21 protein-coding genes are annotated in these 20,724 nt (G+C 36.8%); 9 read left to right on the forward strand and 12 right to left on the reverse strand.

Annotated elements, in window-relative coordinates; translation table 11 throughout:
- Positions 1 to 771 (reverse strand): sce7726 family protein, encoded by a 771-nt coding sequence (locus tag FHR29_RS06800; protein WP_132767480.1) that lies wholly within the window; start codon positions 769 to 771, stop codon positions 1 to 3.
- 251 nt (positions 772 to 1,022) lie between these two features.
- Positions 1,023 to 1,256 (reverse strand): hypothetical protein, encoded by a 234-nt coding sequence (locus FHR29_RS06805; protein ID WP_183913293.1) that lies wholly within the window; start codon positions 1,254 to 1,256, stop codon positions 1,023 to 1,025.
- Positions 1,257 to 1,675: 419 nt separating this feature from the next.
- Between FHR29_RS06805 and FHR29_RS06810 the strand changes: the two genes are divergently transcribed.
- On the forward strand, positions 1,676 to 2,392 hold the full coding sequence (locus FHR29_RS06810; RefSeq protein ID WP_183913295.1) for a DJ-1/PfpI family protein: 717 nt from the start codon (positions 1,676 to 1,678) through the stop codon (positions 2,390 to 2,392).
- A 50-nt stretch (positions 2,393 to 2,442) separates the two neighbouring features.
- On the opposite strand, the gene FHR29_RS06815 is transcribed toward FHR29_RS06810, so the two are convergent.
- Positions 2,443 to 3,288, reverse strand: coding sequence for a helix-turn-helix domain-containing protein (locus FHR29_RS06815; RefSeq protein ID WP_183913298.1), 846 nt, complete (start codon positions 3,286 to 3,288; stop codon positions 2,443 to 2,445).
- A gap of 763 nt (positions 3,289 to 4,051) precedes the next feature.
- Between FHR29_RS06815 and FHR29_RS06820 the strand changes: the two genes are divergently transcribed.
- From FHR29_RS06820 to FHR29_RS06830, 3 genes are all read left to right on the forward strand, one after another.
- Positions 4,052 to 4,693 (forward strand): bifunctional 2-polyprenyl-6-hydroxyphenol methylase/3-demethylubiquinol 3-O-methyltransferase UbiG, encoded by a 642-nt coding sequence (locus tag FHR29_RS06820; RefSeq protein ID WP_183913300.1) that lies wholly within the window; start codon positions 4,052 to 4,054, stop codon positions 4,691 to 4,693.
- A gap of 5 nt (positions 4,694 to 4,698) precedes the next feature.
- Entirely contained in the window at positions 4,699 to 4,932 is a 234-nt protein-coding gene (locus tag FHR29_RS06825; RefSeq protein WP_183913302.1) for a hypothetical protein, read from the forward strand.
- Between the two features lie 153 nt (positions 4,933 to 5,085).
- On the forward strand, positions 5,086 to 6,567 hold the full coding sequence (locus FHR29_RS06830) for a rhodanese-like domain-containing protein (protein WP_183913304.1): 1,482 nt from the start codon (positions 5,086 to 5,088) through the stop codon (positions 6,565 to 6,567).
- An 8-nt stretch (positions 6,568 to 6,575) separates the two neighbouring features.
- On the opposite strand, the gene FHR29_RS06835 is transcribed toward FHR29_RS06830, so the two are convergent.
- Both FHR29_RS06835 and FHR29_RS06840 read right to left on the reverse strand, forming a co-directional pair.
- Positions 6,576 to 7,751 carry an outer membrane beta-barrel protein gene (locus FHR29_RS06835; RefSeq protein ID WP_183913306.1) on the reverse strand — a complete coding sequence of 392 codons (1,176 nt, stop codon included), beginning with the start codon at positions 7,749 to 7,751 and terminating at the stop codon, positions 6,576 to 6,578.
- 11 nt (positions 7,752 to 7,762) lie between these two features.
- A complete protein-coding gene (locus FHR29_RS06840; protein ID WP_206368227.1) occupies positions 7,763 to 8,326 on the reverse strand; it encodes an RNA polymerase sigma factor in 564 nt (187 codons plus the stop codon).
- A 156-nt stretch (positions 8,327 to 8,482) separates the two neighbouring features.
- Here FHR29_RS06840 and FHR29_RS06845 point away from each other — a divergent pair, with 156 nt between their 5' ends.
- From FHR29_RS06845 to FHR29_RS06860, 4 genes are read left to right on the forward strand one after another with little or no spacing between them, the layout of a single operon-like run.
- Positions 8,483 to 9,331 (forward strand): hypothetical protein, encoded by an 849-nt coding sequence (locus FHR29_RS06845; RefSeq protein WP_221197817.1) that lies wholly within the window; start codon positions 8,483 to 8,485, stop codon positions 9,329 to 9,331.
- Between the two features lie 38 nt (positions 9,332 to 9,369).
- The gene (locus FHR29_RS06850; RefSeq protein WP_183913308.1) at positions 9,370 to 9,780 is read left to right on the forward strand and encodes a cytochrome c; all 411 of its coding nucleotides are present in this window, start codon (positions 9,370 to 9,372) and stop codon (positions 9,778 to 9,780) included.
- A 12-nt stretch (positions 9,781 to 9,792) separates the two neighbouring features.
- The gene (locus FHR29_RS06855; RefSeq protein WP_183913310.1) at positions 9,793 to 10,344 is read left to right on the forward strand and encodes a YceI family protein; all 552 of its coding nucleotides are present in this window, start codon (positions 9,793 to 9,795) and stop codon (positions 10,342 to 10,344) included.
- 20 nt (positions 10,345 to 10,364) lie between these two features.
- Complete coding sequence (locus FHR29_RS06860) at positions 10,365 to 11,303, forward strand: DUF5777 family beta-barrel protein (protein WP_237682712.1); 939 nt, start codon at positions 10,365 to 10,367, stop codon at positions 11,301 to 11,303.
- Positions 11,304 to 11,668: 365 nt separating this feature from the next.
- On the opposite strand, the gene FHR29_RS06865 is transcribed toward FHR29_RS06860, so the two are convergent.
- From FHR29_RS06865 to FHR29_RS06875, 3 genes are all read right to left on the reverse strand, one after another.
- Positions 11,669 to 12,541 (reverse strand): AraC family transcriptional regulator, encoded by an 873-nt coding sequence (locus FHR29_RS06865; RefSeq protein ID WP_183913312.1) that lies wholly within the window; start codon positions 12,539 to 12,541, stop codon positions 11,669 to 11,671.
- A gap of 217 nt (positions 12,542 to 12,758) precedes the next feature.
- On the reverse strand, positions 12,759 to 13,598 hold the full coding sequence (locus FHR29_RS06870) for an MBL fold metallo-hydrolase (protein WP_183913315.1): 840 nt from the start codon (positions 13,596 to 13,598) through the stop codon (positions 12,759 to 12,761).
- 241 nt (positions 13,599 to 13,839) lie between these two features.
- Positions 13,840 to 14,961: an LLM class flavin-dependent oxidoreductase gene (locus FHR29_RS06875; protein ID WP_183913317.1), complete on the reverse strand. Its 1,122-nt coding sequence runs from the start codon at positions 14,959 to 14,961 to the stop codon at positions 13,840 to 13,842.
- 695 nt (positions 14,962 to 15,656) lie between these two features.
- Between FHR29_RS06875 and FHR29_RS06880 the strand changes: the two genes are divergently transcribed.
- On the forward strand, positions 15,657 to 16,277 hold the full coding sequence (locus FHR29_RS06880) for a hypothetical protein (RefSeq protein WP_183913319.1): 621 nt from the start codon (positions 15,657 to 15,659) through the stop codon (positions 16,275 to 16,277).
- A 175-nt stretch (positions 16,278 to 16,452) separates the two neighbouring features.
- Here FHR29_RS06880 and FHR29_RS06885 read toward each other — a convergent pair whose 3' ends face one another.
- The 4 genes from FHR29_RS06885 to FHR29_RS06900 form a co-directional block, all read right to left on the reverse strand.
- On the reverse strand, positions 16,453 to 18,036 hold the full coding sequence (locus FHR29_RS06885; protein WP_183913321.1) for a Na+/H+ antiporter: 1,584 nt from the start codon (positions 18,034 to 18,036) through the stop codon (positions 16,453 to 16,455).
- Positions 18,037 to 18,047: 11 nt separating this feature from the next.
- A complete protein-coding gene (locus FHR29_RS06890; RefSeq protein WP_260291928.1) occupies positions 18,048 to 19,007 on the reverse strand; it encodes a bestrophin family protein in 960 nt (319 codons plus the stop codon).
- 123 nt (positions 19,008 to 19,130) lie between these two features.
- Complete coding sequence (locus tag FHR29_RS06895) at positions 19,131 to 19,880, reverse strand: hypothetical protein (RefSeq protein ID WP_221197818.1); 750 nt, start codon at positions 19,878 to 19,880, stop codon at positions 19,131 to 19,133.
- A gap of 104 nt (positions 19,881 to 19,984) precedes the next feature.
- Entirely contained in the window at positions 19,985 to 20,683 is a 699-nt protein-coding gene (locus tag FHR29_RS06900; protein WP_183913325.1) for an SDR family oxidoreductase, read from the reverse strand.
- Between the last annotated feature and the right edge of the window lie 41 nt (positions 20,684 to 20,724).

Here is a 20,724-nt window from a genome sequence, read left to right on the forward strand (position 1 = left end):
TTAATTATAAATTAGTGCTGGTTCTACATTTGTCTTAAAGAAAAACTGTAAATCAATAGGAAGAATATTGGCTGAGTTTTCAACAATAAAATTCCAACGGCTTTTATATCGTTGCTTAAGTGCGTTTTTGAAAATTTTATTGATTTCGATATTGCTAAGGTCATTCATAATATGACTGATATCTACATGACCGAAGTTTTTCAACAACTCCTTTTTAGTAAGTAAGTTTAACTGCTCAGAGGGATCAGTCTTTTTATTGAGAATAGGTTTTCGTAAAATTTCATATCCACTTTTATCAACAGTAATAATTCCAAAACTACGTGGTACGATTTCAAGACATTTAGCCAAATGTCGCTCATGAATAACAATATTATTAAATTCAAATGCACTCACATAATCACTGGACTGTTTGGCCAACTTTGTTAAATTATCGAGACTGGATTTAATTTCAAAGCTCGTCGTAGCATCATCCACAGTAAGGAAATCTACACGGCTATTCTTTACTTTAATTTCATAAGCCGCCACGACATCTCTATTCACAAAAGCCTTGAATAATTTATATTTTAATATCGGTTCACCTTCATAACTATTTAACAATAGGTTATTAATTTCTTTATGTAGGTCTAGTTTACAAAATTTACTTATTTTTTTTTCCGAATAAACTAGGTTTAAAAGGCTGCGCAACTTGGGAACATAATCTAAAGTATTGTAAGATTTTGCTATTTCTCTTACAATCTTGGAATCAATATTCAATTCGAAAACTTGGTTCATCTAAAAAATTAATAAAGAAATTAAAACGATAACAAATAAAAATACAGCATGTTTTATAGAAATAAAAAAATCCTTAATTTCTTTAACGACTAATTTGAGCTGGAAGGCAAACATACGTAAAAACCCGGTAATTTAACATAACTTATAGAAATGATTGCTCTGCTTTTTACAGCTGTAGGATGATTAAATATATATTCTTGGTATATTTGCTTTAAATTCATCTGTGTAGTTTTTAGAAATTAATAGATCAATCAGAAAACCCTCAAGAATTTCCCTTCTAACACTTCTTCTTGTACGTCCAAAATCTGCTCAATCACTACTGTCGCGGACTCCTCCTTAAATTCACTCATAAACGCCCATAGGTCGTTTACTTTTGTAGGGACAAAATGATGTATAACATCATCCACACTATTATCGTACTTCAAGATATTATATCCCTTATGCTTTAAGTCCTTCAAGATCTCCATTGTCAATGGTACATTCATCGCAATTAGTATTTATCGTTTTTGCCTTATTCCCACAGGCTCACATTTCCATTTTAAGTCCCTTTTCAATAAAGTGTGCTTACAGAATCCTCCCCTGCATTGATCCAATATTGAACAGGATGACTACGAAAGAGTGTTGAGCAACTGGTTATCCTATAGTGCGTCCATCCATATTATTAAAAAAAGAATTAAAATTCAAACCATTTCTAGCTAAGTCTTTAATTATTTGAATTGTCAAATTCGTAGATGAGTTAAAATAAAAGGTGTTAAATAACCAGAACCTTAAAGTGTAATTAAAGAGCTCAAAAGTGTAATTTTTATTGGTATGCCCATAGCTACATTTGTATCGGTGTAACGATAGCTTAGCCGGCATAAGATATAGCACCTATAACACATAATTTTAACATAATTTTTTTAAGATGAAATTCATAAAATTTTCTTTACTGACTCTTCCTCTTTTAGTGTGCTCTTTAAATAGTAATGCACAGGAAAGCGCAAAAAGCACATTCAATTTCCCTACTGATCGCAAGATCAATATCGGAGTTTTAGTTTATGATGGTGTAGAGATTGTCGATACGGGTGGTCCTATTGATGTTTTTGTAAAGGCTAATAACTGGAATGGCAACTATAATATTTACACCGTATCGGCAACAGCCAATAAAAATATAATCATGGACGGTGGAACAGTAAACCTAGTTTCTAAATACAGCATATACGATGCTCCACAATCAGATATATTGATCATCCCTGGAACATCTCCTGAGATTGTCAAAACGATTTCTGCAGATAAAAAAATGATGAATTGGATTGTCTCACAGAATGAAAAAACCCAAATGACAATGTCTGTCTGTACTGGTGGACTTATACTGGCAAATACAGGCCTGCTTGATGGGCGCTCTGCAACTACGCATCACTGGTCAATTGATGAACTGAGATCGCACTCTAAAATAAAAGTGCAGGAAAAAACTCGATTTGTAGTGGATGGCAAATTTTTAACTGGCGCCGGTGTCACTTCTGGTATGGATGTGGCTCTTCAAGCTATTGAATTGATAAACGGTAAAGAAATTGCTGACGATATCGCACTCGGAATGGTTTATGACCGTTATAATACGATGGAATTTTTACCTAAAAAATAACACCAGAATAACAAATGAAGTAACTGCTGACAAATATGACTTGTCAGCAGTTATTTTATTTTATCGTGAAACTGTTTTTTGTGGAATTCCTTCGGAGTTTCACCAGTATATTTCTTAAAAAAGCGGTTAAAATAACTATCCGTTTCAAATCCCAACTCCCATGCGACTTCCTTTGCAGGAACTTTTGACCAGTACAGGAGTCTTTTTGCCTCTAGTAATAAATGCGCATCAATTAGTTGCTTAGGTGTTTTAAGGGTTGATTTACGGACACTTTGATTTAATGTCCGCGTTGTAACATTCAGTCGATCTGCATAGAATTTCACCTGATGTTGTTTATGGTAATGTTGTTTTAGCAACGCTTTAAAACTATCGTAGATGCTTTGAACATTGTGATCTTTAACTGGATACTTTACCGAAAGTCCATAACATTGGACGATCAAAACATTCAATAGGGCTTTAATCAATTCTTCATCGGCATCTTCTTTATCAACTTCTGTCGAAATAATTTTGATGATATGATCCAATTCTTGAAGTTTTTCAAAAGAAATTTGAATGAACGGCCGTGAGAACAACAGATTTACTTTTTGAAGAAATTGATGAGTCTGATCGGCAATAAAATGACTAGAGAATGCGATTGATACTATTTTGCAATTGCTCATGTCAGGATGCGTGTGTACCTGATCAACATCCAGCATTAGAACCGCGGGCCCTGAGAGTTGCTTATTTTCAAAGTCCGAAAGATGACTCACATAACCTTCATACAAAAAGCTCAGGATATAAAAATTATGGGTGTGAGCATCTGAGTCTAACTTCATAAATCGTTCCAATTCTTCTCCTGTAATCAATGAAAACTCATCCCTGAAATTTATACTGTAATTGGGTAATATACAATCCATTTTGTTACTCTTCTAAACATTGGACAGGAAGAAAATCCTGTATTTACTATTTATTCTAAAATGATGGTCAAGTTTTTCAAAACACATCATTTGTCGTTTTTGCATCAGTTCACTTACTAAACTAAGTAACTCAATCCAAAAGTTGCTAATCGTTCCATAGCCCTATATAACTTACTATTATCTCATTTATCGGATATAAAAGCACCAACGTCCACTTTCCGATAAGAAAAGTAGGAATTTCGGAAAAAGTAGTATTTCCGCCATATCAATATTGCTTATATCCACTGATTATCAGTATTTCTTACCTTTTGGCATGTAGCTATAACCATCTAATATACCTATACAAAGATAACCAAAATACAAATGTGGTCAACATGGAAACATCAATAGGTCCGAAAAACCGATTGCATTGTCTAAAATCCAATTGGTCTCGTCAACTCAGTAGAAACAATATATCGCTTATGTAACCAAAGTAGCTGAACTTGTTATTAAATTGATGCATATTTACTAAACCATCTTAAAGTGATGGATATTGCAGGTAGGTTCAAGCGGTGTTGGAGCTATAAAATGAGCAAAGAGCAACAGGATGTTATTCTTCATCTTCAAGCAGACCAGCGCCCACCTAGTGCATATGCTCTTCTTTCAAAAAATGGTTTTGAAAACGTAAAGTGTTTTTCGGGATAAAAGAACGATAGGAAGCAAAAAGTAAAACTGCCGATTGCTGGATCAGAAATCGTTAAAATTAGAATAAAAAGACATCAATATGGAAAAAAATAAGAAAGCAAATGAGCTATGGACTGCTAGATGGGACGACAGATACAGCAACGAGGAGTTTGCATATGGTGAAGAACCAAACAATTATTTAAAAAAGCAATTGGCAAAACTAGCCGTTGGATCCATTCTTTTTCCTGCAGAAGGTGAAGGAAGAAACGCCGTATTTGCAGCCAAAAGCGGTTGGAATGTTTCTGCGTTTGACATAAGTATTGAGGGTAAAAATAAAGCGGTTAAACTTGCTAAAAAAAATGAGGTAACCATCGACTACAAAGTGGGCGAATTGGAAACTTTAGATTTTGAACCCGATCAATTTGATGCAATCGCCCTAATCTATGCACATTTTCCAGCTGATCTAAAATCTAACTACCATAAGGCACTAGACAAATATTTGAAAAAAAACGGTACCATGATCTTTGAAGCCTTTAGCAAAAAACACATTGATTATGTAAGGACAAACGAAAAAGTAGGCGGACCGAAAGACATTGAAAGTTTATTTTCAATAGAGGAAATAAAAGCAGACTTCCCGAATTATGAAATTGTGGAATTAGTAGAACAGGAAATTGAATTAAAGGAAGGACTTTACCACAACGGAACAGGTTCTGTGATCAGATTTATTGGAAGAAAAAAATAAGAACAATGAAAAATTACTTTAGAAACTGGAACTTCATGCGGTTGCTTCGATTGGCAATGGGTATTTTGATCATCATACAAGGGTTTATGGATAATCAGTGGATGTTCGTAGCACTAGGTGGTTTATTTTCACTAATGCCCTTGCTAAATATTGGTTGCTGTGGTACTTCGAGTTGCAGTACATCATTTCCAAAAAGCAACAAAAAAACAGATGAAATAACGTATGAAGAAGTGCGCTAAACGCAGGACTTGATTCTAATCGATTAAGTTCCTGATGCAACTGTTGGTTAATAGTATCTTTGACAGATCAATCTTGTTATGTAACTTTTGTTACATAGTGTAGGGATAAGATCATCTACCTTTATAGGTGATGAATTTCAAAAATAATTGATTATGCTAAATAAGATAAACTTAAAAAGTGCTTTACTCCTGCTTATTTCCCTGTTAATAAATAATAAAATAAAAGCTCAAAGCTATTATTTCGAACGTGTATATGATGAAACGCTTGCGCAGGCGAGTTACTTCATCGGAGATTTTACTACAAAAGAAGCAATTGTTATTGACCCCAAGAGGGATATGGATGTTTACTTGAACATAGCTAAAACCAATAATTTCAAAATCACCAAAATATCCGAAACACATATTCATGCTGATTTTTTAAGTGGCGCTCGTGAATTGGCGGCTGCGACTAATGCTGACCTATTATTATCAGACGAAGGCGGTAAAAACTGGCAATATCAGTTCCCTCATAAAGGTCTAAAAGATGGTAACATCATCTCCATGGGGCAAGTTGAGCTCAAAATAATGCACACTCCTGGACATACTCCCGAAAGCATCACTTTTTTGGTCGTAGATACAAAAGTATTTACCACACCAAAAAGGGCAATTACTGGTGATTTTATTTTTGTGGGAGATGTTGGTCGTCCTGATCTTTTGGAAAAAGCAGCCGGACAGGTAGGCTCGCAGGAAATCGGTGCAAAGCAACTCTTCGCATCCATTCTAAAATTTTCTAAATTGTCTGATGATGTGGAAATCTGGGCCGGACACGGAGCGGGTTCTTTTTGTGGCAAAACCCTGAGCAATATTCCGCATTCAACATTGAAGGACGAAAAGCTCAACAGTAAAGCTTTTCAATTCAAAAATGATGAAAAAGGTTTTGTAAAATACATTTTGGAAGGACAACCCTCTCCTCCTAAATATTTTGCCGTAATGAAGCAAATGAACAAAGAGAAACGTCCATTGCTTATCGAGGTTCCTGTTCATCAAAAACTTACTCATCAAGCGCTGCAAAAGGTAATTGAAAACAACCTCCTAATAATTGACACGCGCAACAAAAATATGGTTGCAGAAGGACACATCCCTGGTAGCTTACATATCGAAAATGGAAAGTCTCTTGCTACTTGGATCGGTTCTTTAGTAGATTATCAACAACAATTGGTATTGATTGCTGACGACGACGATACAACGGAAGATTTAACCCGAAAACTGATGCGTATCGGTATGGACAATATATATGGTTTTGTAACCGACTTGGACAAGATGAATATGGAACTGGAAAAATCTAATCTGGTAACTAGTACAGAAGTGCAAAAGCATTTGGATAAGAATGATGTGCAGATCATAGATGTAAGAACGGAAAATGAATACGGTAACGGGCACATCAGAGGTGCTGAAAATATCTCCTTGACTACTTTAAAAAACAATCTGCACAAAATCAGCAAAGACAGACCAGTCATCGTTCATTGCCAAAGTGGAGTCCGTGCTGCGATGGCATACTCGCTCTTGAAAAAATCAGGTATTCAGAATATCAAAATGTTCTCCGGAGGAATAAATGAATGGACGGAAAAAAAGATTGAATTAGTAAAAGAAAACTAAAGTATCGATTACAGTGTCACGCCAACCATCAAGGCTATTCCTTTTGACTCTAGATCTACCCTTCCATAACCGATACCGGTAAGGGGCATTTTAAGAAAAGGTTTTATGCCGACATTGATCTTATCACTCACTTTTTTCTCTAATGAGATTGAAAAATCAGCTACACCAAATATGTGCTGATTTTCACCACTGATTTCGTATACGGCGCTTCTTTTATTTTCTGAATTGCCTGATCCTCCATATTCAAAAGTGTATTTTTCCTTTAACATGAAATAGCTTGAAAGACCTGCACTAACATTGAACTTGATTTTTTTATTTTTTAAAACAGTATAATTGGCCGTTAAAGGGATATCAATGACATCACATTCGGCATTGACCATACTTGGCATCTCGGTTAAGGTTGGGGGATTTGCAGGTGAATATAGACTGTAGTCCGACCTATAATTTTTCTTTGCATAAGTGGCTCCTAAGGATATACTTAATCTATTGACCACGGGATAAGAATACAGTACGCCAACATTTTCACTTAAAGTCGATTGATCAGATCCTCTTACACTAGATAGATCTGGCCCGGCTAATATACTTAATACGGAGCGGGCATCACGAGGAGCTGCATTGTACTCATTTTTATGCTGTAGCGCCATTGTGGATTCACTCGTGAAACTTTGAAAAGTTTCTATTGATGGGTGAAAGCGATATTTCGATCTTGTCATGGGTTTTATTGTCGGGATCGAGATTTCGCTCAATGAACCTGTTGACAGTATCCTGTTTTTTGAATTAACGACTTCAATAGACGCAGTACGTTGCCAAGCCTGTGGATGCTGTGCTGATGAGAAAGTTTGGGCTAGTTCCTCATTAAAGATTAATGCTGTTTGCTCTTCTTTCGCACCGCCTTCTCCTTGTAGCTTTCCGGTGAATTTTTCCCGTACCACAGGACTGTCAGTATTCACAGTTTCGAAACTTTCATTTTCATCTGTAACCAATATATTTCTGTCTAAAATAAAGAATACGGTTGCAATAGCAGCTGCACTTGTTACAGCTAAAATAAGCATTCTTCTAACTTTTTTTTTACCACTTTTCTTCTCCAAAAGTGACTGCATATCTTGCCAATGATCTTCATCGAAGTCTAGTTTAGGATCACTTAATCCTTTTCTAAAAAGTTCATCGATCTTGTTCTTTTCCATCAATTATGTTCCTAACTTTTAATTGCTATTGAATTTTGATTTCTTACCATTTCCGCCAATCGTTGTCGTGCCTTATGTAGATTGGATTTTGAAGTGCCTACTGCAATGCCAAGCATACTACCGATCTCTTCATGCGTATAGCCATCGATGGCATAGAGATTGAAAACAGTCCGGTACGTAGGCGACAATTTTTGTACCATCAGCAACAGATCCTCATAATGCAACTTTTGTGTAATTGTTTCATCTGTAATCGGATGCTCATAAGATGCTATATCAACCACAGCGCCCATACGAACCTTGCTCCGGTAGTAATCGATTGCTGTATTTGTCATGATTTTTCTGATCCATGCTGATATAGGTTTATCAAAATTATATTTTTTTATGTGCTTAAATACCTTAAAAAATCCGTCATTTAATATTGCCAATGCTTCTTCCTTATCGTTTGAATACCGTAGGCATATCCCCAATGCCAGGGCATGGTATAGTTTATAAAGATCTTTTTGGGATCTTCGGTCCTCTATGATGCATCCTTTTATGATTTGGATCGTGTTTTCGTCATGTTCGTTTATCGTCACTCGAGATGCTGCTTTTCTTTGATAAATATAGTGTTAACTATATTACGATGGAGAAATAAAAAAGGTTGCCTTGGTAAATTATTTTTTTTAGATCTCAGGCAACCATCTTCAGAACAGCACCGTATTGATTAATAAACTACACTAAAACTATTGATCATGAGATTCAACAAAACCAAAATGAAAACTGCCATGATGGCGACCGCACTATTAACCATTTTTTCATCCTGCTCCAAAGACAAGGTTGAAAATCCTGAAAATAATACGAAAGGTATGCAGACATCCCAAGATGCTAAATTCGGCACAATTCTTACTGACAGCAATGGAAAAACATTATACTTTTTCTCAAATGATACCAAGGGCTCTTCAAGTTGTACCGGAAACTGCTTGACAGTCTGGTCAATTTATTACAGTGGTGATATAAGTAGCGATGTGAAGATTGATAAGAGCCAATTAGGTGAAATCACGCGGGCTGACGGTAAAAAACAAAGTACCTACAAAGGTTGGCCTCTTTACTATTATGTTGGCGATAGCAAATCTGGCGAAGTACAAGGTGATGCCGTAAATAAAATCTGGTATGTTGCAAAACCCGACTACTTACTTATGGTCGCAAACGGGCAACTAAAAGGAGATGACACCAAAGACTATTTAGAAAACTATACCGAAGGACAAGGCAATACAAGCTATCTGACCGACGATCAAGGAAGGACATTGTATGCCTTTAAACCAGATCGATTTAATAAAAACAACTATACAGCCGCTGATTTTAGCAATGATGCTTTGTGGCCTATCTTCCAGAAAGAAAAAGGTGCACTACCTTCCTTGGTTTCTGCTACAGATATTGCCGTTATTACGGTTTTTGGAAAGAAGCAATTGACGTATAAAGGATGGCCGTTATATTATTTTGGTCAAGATCAACAAAGAGGCGACAACAGAGGGATCAGCTATCCGCGTCCAGGTGTATGGCCAATTGTGAATGATAAAACAACCGTCGCAGCCGCAAACTAATCTTAAATCTAATCCCATTTGGTTTATTCCTATTTATTATGGAAATATTAAAATTTAAAAAACCATCATACGATATACGAATTGGTAGGCAGTTCAGGGCTTCTTTAGTATTGCTTGGAATCGCTGTTCTATTTAGCTGTACAAAAAAACAGGCTCAGGAGATTTCTCCTGAGCTACCTAATGAGACTGAAACCGTATCCGTACAAAACGTGACCTACATTAATTTTGCGAAGGCACTTTTCGAAACAAAATGTAATTCCTGTCATGCCACTGGCAGATCGGCGAGCGCACGTTGGACTTTTAACGGGTTTAGTTCTCTTAAAGATCATGCTGCCCGGATTAATAATGTGGTATTGGTCACCAAAACAATGCCGATCGGTTCAACATTGTCCGCGAAAGAGATAGAATTGTTAGATGCTTGGTTTAAACGTAATACACCTGAAAATTAAACGTAAACTCTTATGAAAAAAATTACTATTTATAGTGTATTACTGTTTCTGCTTCTGAGCCTTGAGGGTTTTGCACAACAAAGCAGTTCCTATATTTCAAAAGGTGCATCGATCAGCTTTTTCAGTAGTGCAATGTTCGAGGACATTGAGGCTAAGAGCAACTTAGCGGGATCAGCTTTGGATATAAAAACTGGAGATATCTTATTTCGGGTAAAGAATACTTCCTTCCAATTTGATAAGAAACTGATGCAAGAACATTTCAATGAAAATTATATGGAAAGTGACAAGTATCCTGTTTCAGAGTTTAAAGGGAAAATTGAAAATAGTGGACAACTCACCAAGGATGGAAATTATACCGCAAAGGTTTCGGGTACATTACAAATTCATGGTGTCACTAAAGCTTACGCTACCATGGCGACATTTTCGGTCAAAAGCTCAATTATAACAGCTGCAGCTAGTTTCGACGTCAGACTCGCCGATCATAAGATCGCCATTCCATCTGTAGTTGGAAAAAAAATCGCAGAGGTTGTGAAGGTGAAAATAAATGCCACATATAAACATTAATCTAAAGCATGCAAGGAAATATGAAAAGTATAATATGTACCCTTCTGTGTGGCATCACGACAGGGGCATTTGCACAGGAGGATCTTGATAAACTGATCGATCTAGGAAACCCGAAGAATGAAAAAGTTACTGCTACATTTAAGTCGGGTAGCTTGATTAATCTTAAAACTACGGAGACTATTCATCGAAATGAACTGGATTTTAAGGTGGATCATCGTTTTGGAGATATCGCAGGAAGTGCTGGTGGTTCCAAAAATTTCTTTGGTCTAGACAACTCTTCGGATATCAGAATTGGTCTTGATTATGGTTTATTGGATAACCTAACAATTGGAATTGCTAGAGCGAAAGGAGCAACAGAAATCAGACAGCTCTATGAGGCTAATCTAAAATACCGCTTTTTGGAACAAACTGTCGATAACAGTGTACCTGTATCCATCGCTTTTTTTGGAAGTACGACCGTATCGGCGATGGAAGCCTCGGAAGATAAAAATTCGGCAGCTAATTTTGATGATTTTAGTGACCGAATGAGTTATGTAAGTCAATTGATCATAGCTAGGAAGTTTAGTCCAGATATTTCTCTTGCATTGGTCCCCACCTATCTTCATCGCAATTTTACAGCTTTTAATGATCAGAATAATATGTTTGCTATCGGAATCGGAGGTCGGGCAAAGGTTAGTAACAGAATCGCGGTCGTTGCAGATTATTTTCTTCCTTTTCGTCAGTCGTCTAAAAAGCAATATCGAGAAAACATAACGGGTCAACGCTACTATAATGCTTTAGGTGTGGGACTGGAAATGGATACAGGTGGCCATATCTTCCATTTAAACTTTACAAATGCAACAGCTATGCAGGAATCCCAGTTTATTAGTGAAACAATCAGTTCTTGGGGTAAAGGACAATTTAGATGGGGATTTAGTATTGCAAGACGTTTTAGTTTTGATAAAAAACCTAAGGAATAGGCTTTAATCTATTACATCTTGCAGGCAGCCTTTGCAGTGAATAAAATAGCTAATTTGCTTATAATATAAGCCTCATAAATACGAAAGGCGCTTACCGTTATTATAATTTTCCCGAAAAGTCAGATACTTTTCGGGAAAATTATAATATCAAAACACAAATAACGCAGTGCTGAATTTAACTGCAATTTGTAAAAAAATAAGTCAAGAACTTTTTACTTGCTAACCAGCTCTTACCGCCTTTTGGGTTCTTGGTCACCAGTCTCAAAATGTTTTCATGCTGCATGTCTATAATAATGCTTTCCTCATTATTTTATTGCTGCTCTTGAATGAAGAAAAGTACAATAACATGGCGAATACAAAAAAAACTATGAACTGATACCATTTTGATACTCATGTAAAAAATCACTTGTTGTAAGTCCAGTCTGTTTTTTAAAGAAACGCATTAAATGGTTGGGTTCTGAAAAATTAAGCTGATAGGCAATCTCTGCAACGGTAACATTGGAATGAATTAGATAATCTTTGATTTCTATCAGTAAACGTTGCTTTAGCAAATGAGTCGCTGTAACATTGAATTGATTTTTAACCGCTTTATTAAGAGCAATCCGATTAATATGAAGAAGTTCGGTATAATCACTTATACGCTGCTTTTCTTTGATGTGAATTTCTATTAATTGCTTAAACGCGAAAGCATCATTTTGTTCATTTTTTTCTACTGCCAAATGATTTATTTGACTATATTCTCGGTTTAGTTTTTGAAGCAGATAATAAATCAATGAACGGATAATATGTACACTGTCAATTCTAGTCCTTACCAATTCCGATTTTATTTCAGCAAGAAGAGAGAAATACCTTTCCATAAGTGCATCATCGATCTCCATATTCAAGGGACATTCCAACTGATAAAAGTATAATAAACGATAGGCAAATAACTTGTCTGAAAAAAAATCATTCAAAAAGTCCTCTTGAAAAACTAAAATTACAAAATCTAAACCTTCTGGATTTAGGTTCCATTCCCGTTTTTGAAAAGGAGACAGAAATATAATACTGTTGTCGCTGATCTCTATTTTATGATGATTCAAAATAACATGACCACTTCCCTTTTTAATAAAAGCGATTTCAAGATAATCGGTGTCGTATATTCCACTATTAAGATAGCTTTCTTTAACTTCATCTGAAGGCAAAACATTAATGAGAAAATCAACGCCACATTCTGTTTTATGAAATTTTACGGTTCTCAATTTATTTTCTTTTAAACAAATGTACTAAAAGTTCTTTTCCCAATTTTTTTTATACATTTCAGAATTAACAACATGGTATAATGTAGTGTAAAAAAGACCGATGAAGAACACCTTTAAAAAAAATATATTTAAACCCCAAACCCACTTTATTGAGTGGGTTTGGGGTTTACGCCTTTTGATAAGACTCTGATTCTTTTTTAACAAAATGCTATGTCACCTAAAGTGACAACGTAATAACTTCTGTATCTTGAGGGACTATCAATTTATCTTTACCGATCTTCAACTCGGAAGCTTTCTGAATTAAAGAACTTCTTGTTGTACGGCAATGGTCCAATGCGTCCATGTGTACTGCAATAACTTTTGCATGACCACTTTCACGGATGAGAGCCATTGTCTGTTCTTCGTTCATAATAATCGGAACATTTTCAAATCCTTTTATAAGTGCTCCTCCGGAATTAACAACGATGTAATCTGGCTTATATTTTTTAATATTTTGCTTGATATCATCTGTCCAGATTGCATCTCCGACAATATATACGGTAGGTTGGTTTTTAGCTTCTAGTATAAATCCAGAAGTCTTGCCCATCATCTTCAATACCTCACCACTTCCGTGTTGACCTTCTAGACGATGGATGTTAATCCCATTCCATAGTTTAGTGTCATTGAGAACGGTTGCATTACTAAAACCTTCCTTTTCAAAGAAATCTTTATCTGCAGGTTGGATCATCAATTCGATCGATTTGTTAAGGGTTTTACTCGCCACTTTATCAAAATGATCTTCATGACTATGGGAAACAAGCACTAAATTAACATCTTTAACAATCTCCTCAACTGGCATTTTCAGCTCAATTGTTGGATTGCGTTGGATTCCCGCCCAAGAATCGATAGCTCCTTTTGGAGATAACATCGGATCAACAAGAATTCTCTGCCCACCATACTCTATAAGTAAAGTGGCATTTCTAACTAACTGAATGGTAGGCTTCGTACCTACGTTGGATTGTCCAAACACTATTGCGGCTAATAACGTAAACGTAACTGCCAGAAATATTTTTTTCATGTTTTCTTTATTATTATTTAAAACACCACACTAATTGACTTGTTCATGTAGTAATATCATTGCAAAAGTCAAGATATTATGTTATTGATCTGCTACCATAATATCACTGGTTACTACCATTTTGATACCGTTCTCTATACTGTATTTTTTATACCTTCAATTTTCAAAAAGATTTCGGCAAAAATAGCGCACTCTATAGATTTCATTTTTCTAGATGGCATTACGCTAAAACTAATGATTTCTACAGACTCAGATTGGGCATATGGTATGCATCTGCTATCAGTTTTGCAGAATGCATTATCCCGTCGAGAGAATGACCTAAGTTGGCTATCATCAATTCATCTGCCCCTGAAATCTGTTGAAAGTGATTAAGCTTACTTACGACCTGGTCTGCAGTTCCATAGAACATTTTATGGTTCCAACCGTCCAATATATACCTTTCGGAATCACTGTACTTGTAATTTTTTAATTCTTCCGGAGATGGAATTATATATGATTGCCTGTTCATCATTCGGAGCATACTATGTGATACCGAATATGACTGTGATTTGGCCTCTTCTTCATTGTCTGCTGCATAAACAGAAAAGCAAGCAATGGTGTAAGGACTGTCAAGTACTTTTGAAGGTCTGAAGTACTTTCTATAAAGTTCAAATGCGGCCAACATGTTTTCAGGTGCCAGTTGCGCAGCAAAGGCAAATGGTAGTCCTAACTTTCCTGCCAATTGCGCAGAATAACCACTAGATCCCAATAGCCAAACTGATGGTCTTTTAAAAGATCGTGCAATACCGTTTTCAAAATCTTGACCGGGCCCAGGAACGGCAAATACCTTGCCTTTGTAAGGATGTCCTACAGGAAAATCATCTTCAAGAAAATGGAGTAACTCCGTCAACTGTTCTGGAAAATTTTCAGCTCCGAACTGCTCACGACGGAGTGCTGAGGCTGTAAGCTCATTGGTCCCCGGTGCACGTCCTATTCCAAGATCGATACGCCCTGGAGCCATCGCCTCCAGCATACCAAATTGCTCAGCAACGACCAAAGGCGGAAAATTTGGTAGCATCATGCCACCAGATCCTAATCTTATTTGTTGTGTTTCGCCGATCAGTCGGGATAGCAACATCGCGGGTGAAGAGGTAGAAACAGCTGGCATTCCGTGGTGCTCAGCTACCCAATAGCGGGCAAAGCCCCGTTTATCTGCAAGTTTGGCAAGCTCAATACTGTTATTAATTGCTTCAATACTTGAATAACCTCTTCCAGTTGTAGCCACATCAAGGATGGACAAAGGCACAGGAGCGCATCCTTGCTTTTTAACCGAATGAAAAGAAACGGGTATATTATTGAAATTGTCTATATCTTTATTTTTCATAAACTATTAATTTAGAATATGATGCAAAATTACAAACAGAAAAAAAGTATAGGGTACCAAAAATAATCTGAATACTATCTTTTTGATAGCTGAATCCAAGAGGCAACCAATTGATTTAGAGTACGTCTTTCGAAAACTTTATGCTGTTGATGAATCTTGAAACTGCCCTGTTAATAGCGAACAGCCTTCACCACCACAATATTTCTGAAATCACAATCAGAGAAGAAGCTAAGTTAGCTAAAGATCTTCCAAACGGATAAAGAGAGGCCAAGAACTGCGAATTAAAGGAAAGTCAATATTTGAATTTTCTGACGATGGAAAAACTTTGAGGTTGGTGGATGTTACTGGTAGATTTTTATTATAGCTCCTGTTTTTGTTTTGATAATTGCGGGAGCGCCCACGGAAAAATCCCGAAGGGATCTGCGAAGCAAAATAAACGAAGCTCACTCCTATTTCACTCAAAGCATTGGCTCCAATAACAGCTGTTGTTGATATGGGATTTTTGTGGTGATCGGATTGATTAAAAAGTACGGGAAGCCGTATTTATATACAGATGAATTGCAATAAATTAGATCTAACCTTAAAGGTTTTATAATCGTCTTATGAAATACAGCATTTTTTATTTATTTCCTCTAATAGCAATGTTATGCATCAATTGTACCACGTCAGGTACTACTGTAAATACAAGTTCATCAATGGATACAATTAGAAGTGAGAACATAACGCTTCTTGGATATGAAATTTCAGCACCAACAATTACTACAAGCTCAACTAGAACTCTGTACAGAGCGGATATCATTTTAAAAGATGACGATGGTTTAAATGAAGAAAGGAATAGGCAACTTTTAATCCATATATATGATTCAATACGAAATAGCAGCTATCGTCCTAATGCTCTCAATCTCTTTCTGTTTCAAACGGTGGAGCATAGTGAAAGTGGTATGGGACAATGGATTGCTCGAGTTTCGAAAGCTAAAATTGAAAATGAGCCTACTATATCTGTACAACATTTTAAAATACATACTGAAAAAGATCCCAAATATGCTGATGATAAATCACTAACAATCGAAAAGAGAAAATTGATATTCAAAGAGCTTATCGAAGCTGAAGATAAATCTATGTTATTAGCAGACACGAAGTACCCAAGAACGAGTATCATTAATTCCGACAAGAACAGTGACTACCAACAGAAGTTGGTGAAAAATCTCAAAGCCAAAATCCAAAAGAAATATAAGGTTGATGAGAAAAGGTTAAAAGCAATATCTCTCGAAGGATTAGAATATAATTGGCCAATGCCTCCAATGTTGAAGGATTAGAAACCGAAAACATGTAGAAATGATCAGAAATACTCTGGCTTAAGTGTCATCTTCGCACAGCGGATCACTTCCAGTGACGAACAGCCAAACTTCTGCACCACCTTACCTTCGATGAGTATAAATATAAAATTAGTACATAGACACTATTCGTGTCTATGTACTAATTTTAACTCTATTATTCAATTCTTAAGCGCTCCTCCTCTAAATCTAATTTTAGGAGATAGAGCCTGGTCACTTCTTCGTCGATCAACGGGTTGTCCCTGTTTTCTTTTCTCAGCCATTCACGCTGTTTTTCCATGGTGGCAAAATAGATCGCCTTACCTTCTTCAGAGAGTGTAAAAATGGAGTCTTCATCTTCTTCCTTCTCCCATCTGGTGATCATATTTTTGATATATAGATTTTTATCTTGATCGGTTTTAAAGTTCTCACTAAGATAAGATAAAGCAACATCTTTCATTCCTTTCTGCAGCACTAAGCTTGCTTCTTTTTCAGGCAAATGATAGGGGGTTTCGACAGGTATATTTAACCATTTGATCAGTGCAGGAAGCGTAAGACCCTGAAGGATCAATGTCACCAGAATAACAATAAAAGTAATGAACAAAATAAGATCCCTGTGCGGAAATGGCTGACCATTTTCGAGTGTTACCGGAATTGACAATGCTGCTGCCAATGAAACCACACCGCGCATTCCTGTCCACCCAAAAAGTAGAGGCGCTTTACGATCAGGATTGGGATCTGCAACTTGAATGAAGTTTCGCATAATCAAGGTTGTAATAACTGCTCCGTAAGAAGCAATAAAACGAACTATAATTAAGATGACTGTGATCAGCAATCCATAACCTATTGCATCTGAAATTTCTATGCCTTCATTTTTAAGTCCCGTTGTAATTTCCGGTAAATCAAGTCCGATAATCAAAAAGACGATTCCATTAATCAAGAATGTAAAACTCTCCCATACATTAAACCCTTTCAAACGTGATTCGGGCGTTTTTAGCCATTCATGCCTCCTCAGTGAAAGAAATAAACCTCCACTAACAACGGACATAACACCGGAGGAATGAACTTCTTCTGCGGCAATATACATGACGTAAGGTGCTGCCAAACTTAGAATGATATCCATATTAACATCGGTAGGGAAAATTTTGTGGACTTTTAGAAAGATAAAAGCTACTGCCAATCCGATTCCGACGCCACCAATAACCATCCAGCCAAAGCTCATTGCGGCATCCTGCCATATAAACTGGCCGGTCGCTACGGCCACCATTGCGAATCGAAAAATAATCAAAGATGAAGCATCATTAAAAAGGCTCTCCCCTTCTAAAACAGTCGAGTAGTTTTTTGGTATTTTTACATATTTTAGAATGGCTCCTGCACTTACAGCATCTGGAGGTGATACAATACCACCTAAAACAAATCCTAATGCTAATGAAAACCCAGGGATATAGGTATTGGCTACGAAGGCGACTATGATTGCTGTCAGTAAAACGATTATAAAGGCAAAACTTGCAATAATACGTCTCAATTTCCATAATTCTTTCCAGGATACCTGAAAAGCTCCTTCATATAAAAGTGGCGGAAGAAAAATGATAAAAATTAATTCAGGCTCAATCTTGATTGTGGGAATTCCCGGTATGAGGCTTATAAGCAGACCGGCAACAACCAGAAGAATGGGGTATGCAATTTTCATTTTTTTCGCGAGCATAATCGCAAAAATAATGACCATAACTAGCCCTAAATAAAATACAAAACTCTCTATCATAAAGGTATTTATTACATTAAAATATTATTCTGCGCAGCCAATGGCTCCGGTAAATTTTTATCATCTAGCATATCTTTCAAATCGATTTCCAGCATTCGGCTGATTTGTGTAATCGGGACATCATTGGGATTGCCTTCAAATGGATTGACGGAACTTTCTCCAATGGTATCCAATATGTGAAAAGCCCAAGCTATGAGCGCAGTAAAAGGAATATTAAACCAGATCGTGTATCCTTCCAAAAAAGTATCTTTCCCTAGAGCCTCGTATTCCTTAAGCAATCCAAATGGTAACAGGAAAATAAAAATATACATCAAGAAGGTCATGACCGTCTCGAAATTACGTGGGTACGGAAAGTTTTTGATTCTTTCTGCCTTACCCTGATCGTCAATGAGACGGGTAATGCATTTTTGAAGTTCTAACCATTCAATATGGCTCAAAACGCCTTCTTTTTTGAGTTTTCCTAAACTCTCAGACTGTAATGCAATAAGCTGGGTTGATTTATTTTTTTTAGATAAAATGTACTTCAGCTCATCCTCATTTAAATAGCGCTTCAGCTCATCCTCAACATGACTCCCCCATTCGGGAATACTAAAATTTCCTTCAGAAAAATTCTTATTGCTCCTGTTTTTGGTGTTCTCCCAAGGGCGAAACTCTCGAAGTTGAAAACGTAAAGCAGTGAGCCAGGCAAAATGTCTGTAAAACATCATTTGCACGGTCTTATCTTCCTTTCCTCCCAAGGTGTCACGCAACGTAAATGCAAAACTTCGGCTATCGTTTATGATGGCACCATAAATCTGTCTGGCTTCCCACAGTCTTCCATAACTTGCATTGTTCTTGAAGCCGACACTAAAAGCTAATGCTGTACCCAACAGTGCCAGCGGCTGCCAGGGCAGCGAAAGAAAATGCCAACCAAGTGCGTAAAGGACTGTTGGAATTGCAGCGATCAAAAACATCCACAATGTTTTGCGCAAGGTCCATTTAAAAAAAACTAAAGCGGTGTATCTTCTCCCTGTATACATAATATAAATGATTGCTATTTATTGAATGCTACTGCAGTTCTGGTTTGCATAGGCAGTATCATTCAATTATTTTGGTTAAGACAAAAACGATAAGTAACTCTTCTTACTCTTATCTTCAAGATTGATCACATCAAAACGTTTCGTTGATGAAAAAGAACCGACATCCGAATCGCTATTTATCATCACTCCGCCCATAAGTATCACATATTTACAGTTATAAGTTGTAGCAGCTACTAATTCCTGTATCCTTGCATCGATGGCTTCGTAGATAACTTCGGTAGCTTCACGTACTGGGGTTTCTGAACCTAGTATTCTATCTTTTTGCTTCAAAATAATCTGTTCAATCGTATTCATCTGATAGTCCATGTCTGTTACATTTCCTTCAACAAGAACACCGTCGGACAGTTTTTTTAAAGCACCTTTTGCCGCACCGCAGCATCCGGATGTAGCATGCTGACCGTAGCGTAGAATTTCTCCGATCTTGCCCTCTTTGGAAATTCCGATATGTGGTCCGTAATAAATGAGTATGGCACCATCATCGGGAACATGGCTGGCAAAGGCTCCCATGCCGGTTAATCCGGTAAAAGGGAATCCGTTCAAACCGCCCATTTTAAAGGGACCGAGAAATTCTTGTGTTGCTCTTGCGGGATACTGGATACTATTGACATCATCGCTACAGATGCTGTCTGCCAGCATTACCGTTGAAGGTGGCATCTGAAGCTCATCTTCAATAAAATCAATGATTTTATTGAGCACATCTATTGTGGTCAAAGCATTCGGATAGAATTTTCTGACCAGTTCTAATTTTTCTTTTTTTAACATCATAATTTGGTTTTTAACTAATTCATAGTTAAAGGATTAGATCAATAATTCAACCTATTATTAAAATGGAGAATAACAGATATCCCTAACTTAATAGGTGCCTATAACTAAGGGTTTGTAGCCCATACGGTAGCATCGGTAATGAAACCTATATCATCCATTGTCAACATCGATAGCGATACATGCGCAATTTCGGCAGCAGTTAATTTTTTACCGTTTTTATCAGAGCCATATCCGGATTTTTCACCGAAATCGGTAACGACTTCACTTGGATTTATCTGCATCACTCTAACATTATATTTTCTTAGTTCAGCCCTCCAGCATTCAGTCAGTCCTTTTAATGCAAATTTGCTGGCTACATAAGCAGAACCGTTTGCAAATCCGTATAAACTTGCTGTAGACCCAATATTGATGATATTTCCTCTGTTTTGACGAATAAAAATTTTCGATGCTTCTCTTCCGACCATAAACGCCCCTTTAACATTGATATCCCACACACGGGTAAAATCTGCTGTAGTTGTCGAAGCCAGTTCACTGAAATAACCGACACCTGCATTGTTGATTAACACATCGAGACCACCCCATTTCTCTTCAACATATTTGAATAAATTTTCTACATCGTGTTCATTCGAAACATCTGCAGTAAATCCTAAAATATCTAATTCCTGTGCAGCCTCGTTAACTGTTTTCTCTGTACGTCCGCAGATAAGCACCTCTGCTCCTCTATCTTTAAATATTTTGGCCATTTCGTAGCCCATTCCGGTTGCTCCACCGGTGATCAGTATTCTTGAGTTTTTGATTTCCATTGTATTTCTTGTTTAAATTCAGACAATCGGTCTGATCATTA

Origin of the sequence: Sphingobacterium sp. JUb56 (assembly GCF_014191365.1) — a bacterium.
Classification (GTDB): Bacteria; Bacteroidota; Bacteroidia; order Sphingobacteriales; family Sphingobacteriaceae; genus Sphingobacterium; species Sphingobacterium anhuiense.